Annotated in this window: 7 protein-coding genes; 6 read left to right on the forward strand and 1 reads right to left on the reverse strand. The window is 38.9% G+C overall.

Annotated features, from left to right (window positions below):
- The first annotated feature begins 188 nt into the window (after window positions 1-188).
- Window positions 189-1,301 (forward strand): Rpn family recombination-promoting nuclease/putative transposase, encoded by a 1,113-nt coding sequence (locus WKU33_RS11825; protein ID WP_340454739.1) that lies wholly within the window; start codon window positions 189-191, stop codon window positions 1,299-1,301.
- A 469-nt stretch (window positions 1,302-1,770) separates the two neighbouring features.
- Complete coding sequence (locus WKU33_RS11830) at window positions 1,771-2,742, forward strand: NAD-dependent epimerase/dehydratase family protein (RefSeq protein ID WP_340454741.1); 972 nt, start codon at window positions 1,771-1,773, stop codon at window positions 2,740-2,742.
- 390 nt (window positions 2,743-3,132) lie between these two features.
- On the opposite strand, the gene WKU33_RS11835 is transcribed toward WKU33_RS11830, so the two are convergent.
- Window positions 3,133-3,870 (reverse strand): SDR family NAD(P)-dependent oxidoreductase, encoded by a 738-nt coding sequence (locus WKU33_RS11835; RefSeq protein WP_340454743.1) that lies wholly within the window; start codon window positions 3,868-3,870, stop codon window positions 3,133-3,135.
- An 809-nt stretch (window positions 3,871-4,679) separates the two neighbouring features.
- Between WKU33_RS11835 and WKU33_RS11840 the strand changes: the two genes are divergently transcribed.
- From WKU33_RS11840 to WKU33_RS11855, 4 genes are read left to right on the forward strand one after another with little or no spacing between them, the layout of a single operon-like run.
- The gene (locus WKU33_RS11840; protein WP_188856146.1) at window positions 4,680-6,164 is read left to right on the forward strand and encodes a TIGR02677 family protein; all 1,485 of its coding nucleotides are present in this window, start codon (window positions 4,680-4,682) and stop codon (window positions 6,162-6,164) included.
- A complete protein-coding gene (locus WKU33_RS11845; protein WP_340454746.1) occupies window positions 6,161-7,312 on the forward strand; it encodes a TIGR02678 family protein in 1,152 nt (383 codons plus the stop codon). The genes WKU33_RS11840 and WKU33_RS11845 overlap by 4 nt, the downstream gene beginning before the upstream one ends.
- A gap of 1 nt (window position 7,313) precedes the next feature.
- Entirely contained in the window at window positions 7,314-11,456 is a 4,143-nt protein-coding gene (locus WKU33_RS11850) for a TIGR02680 family protein (RefSeq protein WP_340454748.1), read from the forward strand.
- Window positions 11,453-12,736, forward strand: coding sequence for a TIGR02679 family protein (locus WKU33_RS11855; protein WP_340454750.1), 1,284 nt, complete (start codon window positions 11,453-11,455; stop codon window positions 12,734-12,736). Before WKU33_RS11850 ends, WKU33_RS11855 begins: the two co-directional genes overlap by 4 nt.
- Window positions 12,737-13,205 lie beyond the last annotated feature (469 nt).

Consider the following 13,205-nt stretch of genomic DNA (forward strand, 5'->3'; position numbering starts at 1 on the left):
TATGCGCACTTTTTCTCCATCCCTTATTATCGCATAACTAAGATAGTTTCGACAAAAATTTTAAGGATGATAGAAATTAAAACAACGGAACACTTGTTCTTTCACTTTAATTCTGTTATGCTATAACTAGAATCACATCTCGGTAAGTCCTCGTTAAATTCTAAAAACTTCAAAAGGGATGTGTTATAATGGAATTAACAAGATCACTTCGCCAGTACCCCCTAGAAAACATCATACACGATACTGTAAGAGACGAACCAGCAGACTACGGCAAGAACAAATCAGATTTTTCAAGCATCAAAAAGTTTAAAGCACTAAAACGGATACCGCTGTCAGGCTTGATGGATTTAAAGATTGATTATGCTTTTAAACAACTTTTTGGTATCGAAAAAAATAAACAAATAACTATTGTGTTTTTAAATGAATTTTTACAGAAAACAGGACGAGATCCAATTAAAGACATTACTTTCATCAATATCGAAGCAGGCGGAGAATATATCGATGATAAGCAATCAAGACTTGACGTGTTAGTCCTCACCACTGCTGGTGAAAAAATCAACGTTGAAATTCAGTTTACCGACCAATATAATATGATTAAACGGTCTATTTATTATTGGTCAGGAGTCTACCGCAGTCAGTTGCGTTCAGGAATGGGATACGACGAGCTAAGCGATGTTATTTCCATCAACCTGTTGAATTTTAATATTTTTGACCAAACGGAACGGTTCCATACGATGCATCATCTATTTGAAGATGAAGAACAATTCAAACTAACAGGTGTCATGGAGTTTCACTATATTGAAATGCCGAAACTGTTGAAAGCTTGGAAAGAAGATCAACTGGACCCTTGGAATGACGTTTTAGCCAGATGGTTATTATTGCTCGGTATGATCGATCATCGAAATAAAAAATTCTATGAAGATATTTACCGTGAATTGGAGGAGATTGCAATGGAAGATAAGACACTTCAAAAAGCGTTTCATAACTGGGAAGAGCTCAGCATGACACCAGAACAGTATTTAGCTTATGAATCTCGCTTAAAGCATATTTTGGATGAAGAAGCGGCAAAGCGGGAGGCAGAGCTCCGAGCACAGGAAGCAGAGAAAGATGGTATGGAACGTGGCATGAAACGAGGAATGAAACGTGGAATAGAACAGGGAATGGAACGGGGCGAGGAAAAAGCTAAAAAATCAATAGCCCAACGTCTTCTTTCAGATGGTACAGAAATCCAATACGTAATGAATATAACAGGGCTATCAAAAGAGGAAGTACTTGAAATTCAAAAAGATATAGCTGAATAAGTTGTCTTCAGCTACCTATCCGCTCATTATGATGGCTCCCAATAGGAGATAATGCAAAAGACCACCTCAGTCCAAAAAGGACAGAGTGGTCTTTCATATTACATATTTCAGCATCTTTCAGGAAATACTAGACGTTTTATCTCAATGATTACTGCTGGAAAATCAAGCTTATATTCATTTTCACTTACGACAGTTCCTGATTATGTAAGGCACCAAGCTCTTTATCTTTCACGATTACTTTTCCATATGTAGGTGTTTCTAAAGCATTAACCAACAGCACCATAAATATCATATGATACTTCACCGAATAAAAATGCTAAAGCATCCCTTACTTCAAATTCCTAGAGTTAGGTTAGTGAAATTGTTCACATATCATACACAGCTTTTGGCTTATTAAGCGTATATAATAAAGATAGAATCAATGCTCACCGATGAGTAAAGTTTCTAGTAAACTTTAGGAGGTTATCTTATGAAAAATGTATTTGTACTTGGAGGAACTGGTCTATTAGGATATCACACAGTTATGGAGTTACTTGGAAGAGGTTATGAAGTTTCGACAATTGCTTTACCACCTATGCCATCAGAGGATATATTACCCGCAAAAGTCAATTGTCGGCTTGGCAATATAAATGAGATGTCAGATGAAGAAGTATTAAAATTATTTGAGGGTATGGACATGTTTGTATATGCAGCTGGTGTCGACGAGAGAGTTGTACCTGATGCACCTGCTGATGCTTTCTTTTATCGTGAAAACGTATTACCAACGCAACGAATTGCACGTCTTGCTAGAAAAGCTGGGATTAAACGATTTGTTATATTCGGATCGTATTTTGCTCATTTCGCAGAACAATGGACAGATTTGCCTTTAATGGAGCAATCCTATCCACGTACTAGAATTTTACAGGAAGAAGTTGCGATCATGGAAGGATCAGGAGTGATGGACGTTATGATCCTCCGTCTGCCATATATATTTGGAACAATGCCTGGTCGCAAGCCTTTATGGGAAATGTTTTTACCACAAATTCAAGGTAATGAATTTGTACCAGTTTTAGGTGGCGGTTCAGCAATGATTACCGTGAAACAAGTCGCAGAAGCAGCGATCGGCGCCTTAGAACATGGCGAACATGGTGGAACGTATGCAATTTCTGGAACGAATATGAAACATAAAGCCTTCTTTGAAATCATTGCGGAAGTATTAGGTCAAAAAAATACGGTTGTTCAAGTTGTCGATTTAGAGCAGATGAAGCCAGGATATATACAAGGTGATGAACAAGCTGCAAAAGAAGGGAAAGAACATGGTATCCATCTAGAATTAACGGCAGAGATACAAAACCGTGATGCTTATTTAGATCCAGCAGATACAATGCCAATTTTACAGTATAACGAAGATGATATTCATGCAGCTATTGTAGAAAGTATTAAAGCATGCTTAAAGCTTTAGTAACGAAATACTTAACATAAAGTGAAACTCATTCAGTTGGGGTTTCCTTCCCCCCTGAATGTTAGTTGAACAGAATCAGGTATTTACGGACTGTATATCCCCCACCTTAACATTTTGGCTCTCCCTCTTGTTTAGAGGTGGGGGTATTACAGACCGTTAATCCATGATAAATAGCGTCTACAAACCACTTAGATGTATCATCAGACACCTTTATCTTGGTTGAAAAATCAAGTATAGGTGTCTTTCGATATGCCACTAATTCTGATTCGATATATTAAAATACGCCCATTAACACTAAGGCATTATAAAAAAACTAGTTGAGTGGCCCCAGACGAAACAATTCTCTTCAGATCCTATTCACTAGCTCCTATAAGGTCCTATTATTTCCACCTATAATGCAGCCGCTCCCTCATCAATCGAAATTACCGCTCCATGAATATAAGATGATTCTTCGCCTAATAAAAATGCTACGACATCCCCTACTTCATTTGGCTGACCTAATCTACCCGTCGGTACTTCTTCGGCCATTGCATCAATCGCTCCCTGTGGGAATGCTCTTACCAGCGGTGTCTCGTTCGCCCCTGGTGCAATCGCATTAATACGAATATTATCCCCGCCATATTCGGCAGCAATTGTTTTGGTTAAACCAATAATCGCATGTTTTGTTGCAGAAAAAGCCCCAAGTGTTGGCTTGCCGACCATACGTCCTAAAGAAGCCATATTCACTATCACACCACCGCCAGTTTTCAGCATTTCATTCACAACAAATTTCAATCCATAGAAGACACCATTCAAGTTTACATTTACAATGGAATGGAATTCTTCAATCGAGCATTCCAGTGTGCGGACTCCTGAACCTGAGATACCTGCATTGTTAAAGAATAAATCTACTCTTCCGAATTTGTCTATTGTCTCGGCAACATAACGCTGAACATCTTCCACCATGCTCACGTCCGCTTCAACAAAAATTGCTTCCACTCCAAACTCCTCACATAGCCTTACCGTTTCTTCTCCGCTTTCCTTTGACAGATCAACAATAGAAAGGTTTGTTCCTTTCTCCGCAAGCTTTAAAGCTGTTTCCCTACCAAAGCCACTACCACCACCTGTAATGATTGCTGTTTTTATCATATGAAAACCCCCGTTATTATCGTTAATTAAATCGATTGTGAATTATTGAACATTGAAGTTTTATTATATCATTAACAACTTAAATAATCTATCTCTCTTATTTAGTTAACTTAGAATTTACTTATTTACTCAACATTCGCAGTCTGAAACAGTTATGTATTCCTTGGCTATCTGGAGGTCCGCAGTCCCGACACCTCTCGCACCTGCTGAGCGGCTAGTGAGCCTCCTCTGGCAACTGTCAGTTTTATTTTCCCATTAACGTTTCATCTGGCTTAATGGGAAAACAACTGGGGGTTATTCTCCCTTTAGCATATTCTTCTTACTTTAACGGGAAAACAACTGAGGGTTATTCTCCCTTCAGCATGTTCATCTTACTTTAATGGGAAAACAACTAGGGTTTATTCTCCCTTCAGCATATTCTTCTTACTTTAATGGGAAAACAACTAGGGTTTATTCTCCCTTCAGCATGCTCATCTCACTTATCGGGAAAGTATCCGTCCGCCGGGCAACTGAACGGTAATCAGGGCACTAAAATAATAGCCGAGCAAGATACTTACGTTGAATGAAAGCATTCATTCATTTTGAGAAGACTTTTTTAATTAATAATGGCCAGGTACAACATCGAAGGTTAGGAGCGCTTAATTAGAATGATTTACTTTAATATTTTCAGAGTGCGAAAGTTGAGTTATTTACTTATTAGGGGCAACCTCTTCTCCACTGATTCCCACAACAATTCGACAGAATTCGAGTAGTGACATATACCTGAACCATGTTAGAATAGAACTAACTATGAACCGAGTGGTGATAATATGTTTAAACGTGTAAAAGAAGCAACTTATTTGACGGCTGAAAAGGCGTGGAGCTACCGGGCAATTCTCCGTTATTTTTTTATTCAGCATGAAAGAATGAGAGAATTTCTTTTCCCAGAAGAAATCTATGAATACCTTATTCAATATGACGAATTCAAAGACTATCCAATTGAAGCCCTTCACATTGACCTCGACACGCTGGTGAAATGGGGAAACCTCATAGCTAGACAAGAATTGGGTAAATCGCGAACCGTTGAAGAATTTAAAAAGAAGCGATTTCGTTACCAATCCACACCTTATACCATCGAATTTGAGAGAATGCTCATCCAGCTTGAAGGCATGGGAGAAGTATTTGGCGGCTCTCTTGAAAAATCCCAATTTGAACGCCTTTATCAATCCCTTGCAAAAATTGAACGTATTATCAAAGGAAACTTAATGGAAAAAAATGAAGAATGCGCTCAACTTTGGGATGATACTCTTTCCTATTTCCGGCAAATTACCCAGAACACATCCGACTATATTGCCTACCTAAATAGTGAAGAAGTTGAAGAGCAAATGCAAACGGAAGCTTTTCTCGTTTACAAGGATCAGTTTACTACCTATTTAAGAGACTTTATTATAGCGCTGCAAGGAACATCCCTGCAAATTCAGGATATTTTACTTGCAATCACAAAAAGTGAACTGCGCGCCTTTCTTCAAAAGGTCATCCAGCATAAAGATCAAGTTTTCCGCTTTGAGCAAGAACAAGAAGAAACAGATCCATATAAAGAACAGGAGGAAAAATGGGCAAGCATTAAAGATTGGTTTCTCGGGAACGAACACGGGGAAAGTCAATACGAAATGTTACAACAACGTACAACCGAATCCATTCGTCGGATTACTCGAGTAGTTCAGCGACTTGGGGAGAGACATCAATATTTCCGGAGCAGGAAAAAGGATTACCTTCATCTCGCAAAATGGTTTAGCTCATTGGAAGACTTGGAGGAAGCACATCAGCTTTCCTCTGTAGCCTTTGGTGTCTTACATACTCGTCATTTCCACATCGATCACATCCCAACGGAAAACATTTATACCGACGTCTGGGACGAGGAACCAATGGAACACGAAACAAAACCGATCACACGGAACTACCGGGAAAAAACAAGACCTGGTGCAGTTACCAGTAATACCAAAAAGAAAGAAGAATTAAAAAAACAATATTTAGAACAGAAGCAACAGGAGAAGAAACTAATCGAACAATATATTGAAGGAAACGAAATCCACATTGAAAATCTTCCGCTTGTTGAATCCCATGTTAGAAAACTGTTACTCTCCTGGATCGGTAAAGCGATGGTTCGCAAAGATCGGACGATAAAAACAGAGCTTGGTGTAAAGGTACGTGTAGTTATCCGTGATGGTCGAGTTTTACTACGAGCAAAAGACGGCGTCCTCAAAATGCCTAATGTAACCTTTCAATTTATAGATCTGGAGGGATCAGCATCATGAATCAGACCGGATTTGATGAAGAAACAATTGAAGCTTTAAGCATATTATTTGAACAGTTTTGGGTGTTACGCACGAAAGAACCTGCTACATACCAATTCATCCGTGAACGGGAAAAAACATTGAAACGATATATTTCCGATAAATTGGGATTTGACTTAATCGTTCACCAACATTTTATCAAATTGGAAAAAATACCAGTTACTCCAAAAGGATGGATGGGAATTCAAGATTTTACTGAGCCACTTGATTATGCAATTTTTTGCTGTGGATTGTCTTTCACCGAACAGCGATCCGTTGAGGAGCAATTTTTATTATCCGATATTACGGAAGAAATCGAGGATCTCTATCCAGGAGATTTTCCGCTGGATTGGACGAATTATCAGCAGCGTAAATCACTTGTACGTGCACTGAAGAAAATGGTTGAACTCGATATTATTAAAGTTGTCGATGGCGATATTGAATTGTTTGCAGGTAATGAGGAGCATGAAGTTCTTTATGAAGTGACAGTTTACGCCCGCTATTTCATGCGCTCCTATCCAGATGATTTGTTCTGCTACCAAACAACAGAGGAAATACTCGAGAGCGAATGGCTGAGACATCAAGATGATGTGCGTCGTAAACGGGTATACCGGAAACTGCTTTTCTCCCCCGCTGTCTATCGCGAGAGCGAGGAAGATCCTGATTTCGGTTATATCCGGAGCTTCAGAAACAGACTGCGTGAAGATTTAGAAGCACATACACCGTTTCAACTAGAGGTATTTAAAAATGCAGCTATGCTCGTCATGCCGGAACGAAAACAGCGCTATACCCTATTTCCTGACCAGAAAGCAATTATGAATGTCGCGCTCCATTTTCAAACGTATCTGCGTGGTGAAATAGGGGCTTATTCCATTAATGCACTTGGTGAAGTCAAATTAACGATGGCAGAATTCAGCCAAATAACAGGAACGGTAAAAGGGATTTACGGACAGGGCTGGAGTAAAAAATATCGAGATATGTCCTATAACTTGATCGCTGAAGAACTTTTACAGCTCTATAAAGATTGGGAATTAGCGACAGTCGAAGCCGATTCAGACATGATCATATTAAAACCTGCCATTGCAAGAATGGTCGGGCATTATCCTAAAGACTTCGAGGTGAACAATTAAAATGAATAAATGGAAAATGAACCGTGCTGGGTTACTGAATTTCTGGTATTACGATGAAGAAATTTTTAATTTTTCTAATGGAAAACTATTGCTCCGAGGTAGTAACGGTTCCGGAAAATCCGTGACCATGCAAAGCTTCCTCCCTGTACTTCTCGACGGAAGAACATCGCCTGACCGTTTAGATCCATTCGGTTCCAAAGCAAGAAAGATGGAAGATTATCTTTTAGGTGAAAAAGAGATCGTCAATCGGGATGAACGGACCGGCTACCTATTTATCGAATTTAAACGGGAGCACACCGAGCAATATTTAACAATTGGGATTGGCTTACAAGCAAAACGCAATAAACAGATGAAATTCTGGGGGTTTGTCATAAATGATAACCGTAGGATTGCCATCGACTTTCATCTGTATAAATTGGAGCGGAGCGCGGGTGAAGAACATAAACTCCCTCTCTCCCGCGTTGAACTCGAAAATCTTCTTCAAGATGGAGGTCATGTTGTACAGACGAAATCAGAATATACGAAGCTCGTAAATAAATATCTATTCAACTTTGAGACAATCGAAGCTTATGAAGACTTGATTAAGCTGCTTATCCAGCTTAGAAGTCCGAAGCTTTCCAAAGACTTTAAACCGACCGTCATCTATGAAATTTTAGAAGCCGCTCTTCCCCCATTGTCCGACGAAGATCTGCGTCATCTGTCGGATACGATTGAACAGATGGATCAGACAAAACAGCAGATTGAACAACTAGACCGGGAAGCAGTTGCCATCACCAGCTTAAATAAATTCTATCAAACGTATAATGAATATATACTCGCCGAACAGGCACATGAATATTTACAAGCCGAAAAACGTTTGGCAAAAGAGCAAGAAAATGAACAGGAAACCAAATTGAAACAAGAACAGCTAATAAATGAAATCGAGCAGCTGGAAGTAGACAGGAAAGAACTAGAATTAAAAAAATCCACCTATATGGCGCAAGAAAAGCGATTACGCTCCCATAAAATTTGGAACTTGGAAGAGGAACGTGCGGAAATAGAAAATAAACTTACACAAGAAACTGCGATACACCGCAGAAAAACGGATCAACTGCAAACAAGGCGAAATCGAGAGCATAATCTAAGAATAGATTTACAGAAACTAGAAACAACTATTGCAAGTCAAGAAAAAGACATCAAAGACAAGCTGACCGATCTTGTAAATGACGCGGAAGAAGCTGCGTTTACGGAATCTCATCATATAAATGAACAAGATTTTAAACGTCACGGGCAAGCAACCTTTGATTTCAGCTTATGGAAAAAAGAAGCAGGCAACCATTTGTCGAATCTTGAATGGATAGAAGAGAAATTAAGAGAATTTGAAGCATTAAAAGAGAAATACCAAGAAAAAAACAAACAATTGGCAGATGAAAATAAAAAATTGGATGACGCCCTGTATCAAGAACAGGAATGGGTACGACTTTTCGAAGAGGATAAAGAGATAAAATTGAATGAAATCCACACTTGGGTAAATGAAACATCTTGGCTTGATATTCCAGATGAAGTTATGCAGGAAACTGCTCGTGCGTTGCAAAGTTTATATGAGGATACCTCCTATGAAACGATAAAGGAACCATTCCGCCAAGCAACATATCAATATGAACAGAGCCAACGAGAAAAACTGTCTGAGCTTCGTTTCATGCAAAATCAATTAATAGAAGAGCTCGAAGCAAAGGAAGCAGAACTGGCTGAATGGAAGTCGAAAAAAGATCCCGAGCCAGCTACTGACCCGTTAACGAAAGAAGCTAGGCAGCAACTAACAGAAATGGGGATTGCCTACAGCCCGTTATATGCAGCGGTTGAATTTCATGATGATGTCGAACCGTCACTTCAGAAACGGATTGAAGCTGCATTAATTGATAGCGGTATGCTGAACGCATTGATTGTAGAAAAAGATATCGAAATAAAACATGATAAAGTACTGACTGCGGATCCGCAGATGATGGCTTACACGCTCGCTAATTATTTAAAACCTGACCTTGATTCAAACAGCAAACTAGCAACGAGCTTAGTTGATGATATATTAAGAAGTATTTTAATCGATGAAAGCGGTGAAACTCATTTCTCCGTAGATGAACAAGGTAACTATAAAATAGGACTTCTCAAAGGGCATGCTCTCCCGGTGGAAAATGTTCGGTATATCGGTAAAAATGCAAGAAAAAGATACCAAGCAGAACAAATCGAACGCATCCAGGAAGAAATCTATGCTTTACAAAACGAAAAACAATCCCTGGACAGCAGAATCGAACAAATAGAAACAGCAATTAAACAAGCGAGCACGCGACTTGCTGCTTTTCCACCCGACAAAGACTTAGCTGAAAGTTTCAACCAGATTAAAGATGTTCGATTAACGATCAATCACCATAATGGACAGATCGCAATATTAACTACTGCAATCCAGACAATATATGCGGAATATACAACTGTAAAACGTACCATTGATGAAAAAACGAGGAGTTATAATTTAGAAGTGAGTCTCTCTTCATTTCAAGAAGCAATCGTTGTAATGAAGCGTTATGAAAAAGATTTATCCGAAACAGAGAAATCACATATCCAGTACATTAACTTTTCTCTTCAATATCAGGATAAACAAGATCAACTTCGCGAATTGACAGAAGAAATATTGGAAATTCAAGGAGACATCAACATAGCAGAAGACTTGATTAAAGGGCTCGAAGGAAACTTAAAACAAATCAAACTCGAACTTGAAAAACACGGAGAAACGGATATTCGTAAACAGATCAATGAAGTACAAGACATGTTAAAAGAAATCGATCATGCCCTCGATAAAACGAAGGAAAAGCTGCCGGTTAAACGAACAGAACGAAAACAGATCGATGAACAGCTCACACATGTCCGACAAACCGTTCAATTCTGGTTGCACCTGAAGGAAACTTGGGAGAAGTCTTTCTTAAGCGAATTGCATCGGGAATTCGTACTTTCTGGAAATGATCAACCTGCACATGAGGCTGCTAGGAAAGTTACAAACGAATTTGGACATCTTTTAAAAGAGAAAGAACGTCCTAAAATTTTAGAACAGCTGACAAAAGAATATTATAAACAGCATGGCGACTTAATGGAATATCGTCTGAACAGCTTCAGTGCACCCTACCAGACACCTGAATGGATGAATATCGAGACAAGCGATGAGCAGAAACTTCATATTGATAATTGGAAACAAAAAATGTCCCGGCAGCTTATTGAATTGAATCATCTTGGAAAACAGATGAGTCCTTCGATGCTTAAACAGCAAATAGAAATGGAACAAACTCGTCAAGAAAGTTTCCTTGACGATCAGGACAGAGCACTATATGAAGAAATCCTTTTCCATACCGTTGGGCAAAAGCTGCGTGCACGAATCCGCCGAGCAGAGCAATGGGTGAAGCAAATGAAAAAATTAATGGAATCTCGCGACACCTCATCCGGCTTATCCTTCTCTATCCAGTGGAAGCCCCGAACAGCCGATTCGGAGACTGAGATGGATACAGTTGATCTTGTCCATCTACTAAGACAGGATGCCAAGCTTTTAAAAGAAACAGATAGAGATAAAATTATTATGCATTTTCGCTCCAAAATAGAAAAAGCAAAAGAAGTAGCCGAAAATGAAAATGAATTACAGACATTCCTTCAAGTGTTGAAAGAAGTGCTTGATTATCGTAAATGGTTCTCCTTTGTTCTCTATTTCCGCCGTGAAGGAGAGAATAAACGTGAACTGACAAATAATCAGTTTTATAAATTCAGTGGTGGTGAAAAAGCGATGGCGATGTATATTCCTCTGTTCACTGCTTGCTATTCGCGCTACTTGGAGGCTGATCCGGAGGCACCCTATATAATATCGCTAGACGAAGCTTTTGCTGGAGTGGACGAAAATAATATTAGGGAAATGTTTGAGATTGTGGAGCAATTAGGTTTTGATTATATGATGAACTCGCAAGTGCTTTGGGGAGATTATGATACGATCAGTGAGCTTTCCATTTATGAACTTCTAAGACCGAAGAATGCAGATTTCGTCGGCGTCATGGGCTATTACTGGGATGGAAATAAACGCATCGAACTTGATAAAATAGAAACAGATGAAGAAAGCGACATGAAGGTGACACAATGATGATGAAAGAAGCTTTAGCTTATTTTAGCGACGGAGATTATTTTCGTCGCTTGTTTTCTCTTTTTAAGAAAAAATATGAATCTCTTGGCAGAATTGGCGGTACAGTTAGATTAGAATATTTTTCAGATGAAGAATTAGATGCACTCGCACGATTTTTAGGTGTAACAGATAAAGAATTAAGAAGGAAGGGCAATGTTTCCCTTGAGAAATTTGAGCAACAGCTACAATCAACGAGATTTGAAGGAGTCCATTTAAAAGCGTTACTCGAAGCGTATTTCGGGGAAACCCTTCTTTCAAAAAAGGAAATGAAAGAGAAACAAGATGAAGAGACCCGGCAATTTTTCATTCAACTGAATGATAATTTCCCTGCACTACGTGATTGGCTAAACCATGTCAGAAAAAAGCCGGCTGATACATACTGGATTTATCGGTTAATAGAAGAGTCTAAACCTCGCTTTATAAAATGGATGGAACGCTTGGAAAAAGCAATTACACATTTACCTGAGCAATATGAACGACTACCGTTGTTCAGTCAACGTATCACTCGTGATCCACATGCATTTGACCAAAATACAAACTTAGGACGACTGTTTATTCATATGCTGTCCATTTACTCCATGAACGACGGGAACGTATTTATTCCATCGACCAGCGAAGGGATAAATGATTTGCTATTATCTCATCGAATTTTAAGGGATGATATAACGAATTATGTTACATGCGCGAACATCATTGGTGAAACAGAAAGTGGTATTCATCCAATGTGGCAGGCAGCCGCAGAAACACATAGCGTCATGAATGTTCCACTTCGGGAATTAGTCGATTTATCACATGCTTACCCAGCTAACCATGGATGCGATGTTTGGATTGTTGAGAACTCGGGTGTCTATTCAAGCTTGATTGACGAACTTCCAAGTGTTCCATTGCTGTGCACGCATGGACAATTTAAATTAGCAGGTCTTGTTCTAATCGACTTACTCGTGCAAGAAGGATGTACAATCCATTATGCAGGTGACATTGATCCAGAAGGTTTAAATATAGCGGAACGATTATTGCTCCGGCACCCAAGTAATGTGCGGATTTGGAAAATGGATCTGGAATCGTACAAAAAATCGATCACAGAGGTAGAACTATCCACCGAGCGTATCCAAAAGTTAGCTTCGATCACATCCTCTGCATTAATACCAGTCGCGAATGAATTAAGAAGAAAGAAAAAAGCAGGTTATCAGGAAGCATTGGTTCCTGATATGATGCAGGAATTAATGATGTATTTAGGATAGAGATTAATTTTTATGGCAGCAAGGATATTTTTAGAGGATAAATGATTTTTTCAGGTAAAAAAGCTTTCTTTCCAATAGATCTATTACGAACTTGGAAGAAAGCTTTTTTACTATTGTTTTTTCTTCTTAAAAATTACTCTACATCACTGTACAAGAAGACTTTAAATAATGCTTGATGAGCTTACTATAATAAATGTGCAGCTTTACTGGACGGCGGAATCGAACAAGGAAAGTTTTTCACAAATTGATAAGACCCCTCTGCGTGAACGAACTCTAATCTTAGTTTCTTCGAGGGATTAAACTACCTTTAATTGCATGAATGAACTCTAATCTAGTTTCTTCGAGGAATTAAAGCACCTCTAATCGACCGAACGATTTCTATGCTGACTTATTCAGGTGATTAGAACCCCTCTAATCAACCGAAATGAAGTCGAATCTAGGACAAACGGGCGATTAAAGATGAAACGCT

Origin of the sequence: Oceanobacillus sp. HCA-5259 (genome assembly GCF_037892815.1) — a bacterium.
GTDB classification, from domain to species: domain Bacteria; phylum Bacillota; class Bacilli; order Bacillales; family Amphibacillaceae; genus Oceanobacillus; species Oceanobacillus indicireducens.

What these genes read in the sequence shown, in the direction of transcription:
- WKU33_RS11825 (WP_340454739.1), top strand. Translation starts at nt 189, where the DNA reads ATGGAATTAACAAGATCACTTCGCCAGTACCCCCTAGAAAACATCATA.
- WKU33_RS11830 (WP_340454741.1), top strand. Translation starts at nt 1,771, where the DNA reads ATGAAAAATGTATTTGTACTTGGAGGAACTGGTCTATTAGGATATCAC.
- WKU33_RS11835 (WP_340454743.1), bottom strand. Translation starts at nt 3,870, where the DNA reads ATGATAAAAACAGCAATCATTACAGGTGGTGGTAGTGGCTTTGGTAGG.
- WKU33_RS11840 (WP_188856146.1), top strand. Translation starts at nt 4,680, where the DNA reads ATGTTTAAACGTGTAAAAGAAGCAACTTATTTGACGGCTGAAAAGGCG.
- WKU33_RS11845 (WP_340454746.1), top strand. Translation starts at nt 6,161, where the DNA reads ATGAATCAGACCGGATTTGATGAAGAAACAATTGAAGCTTTAAGCATA.
- WKU33_RS11850 (WP_340454748.1), top strand. Translation starts at nt 7,314, where the DNA reads ATGAATAAATGGAAAATGAACCGTGCTGGGTTACTGAATTTCTGGTAT.
- WKU33_RS11855 (WP_340454750.1), top strand. Translation starts at nt 11,453, where the DNA reads ATGATGATGAAAGAAGCTTTAGCTTATTTTAGCGACGGAGATTATTTT.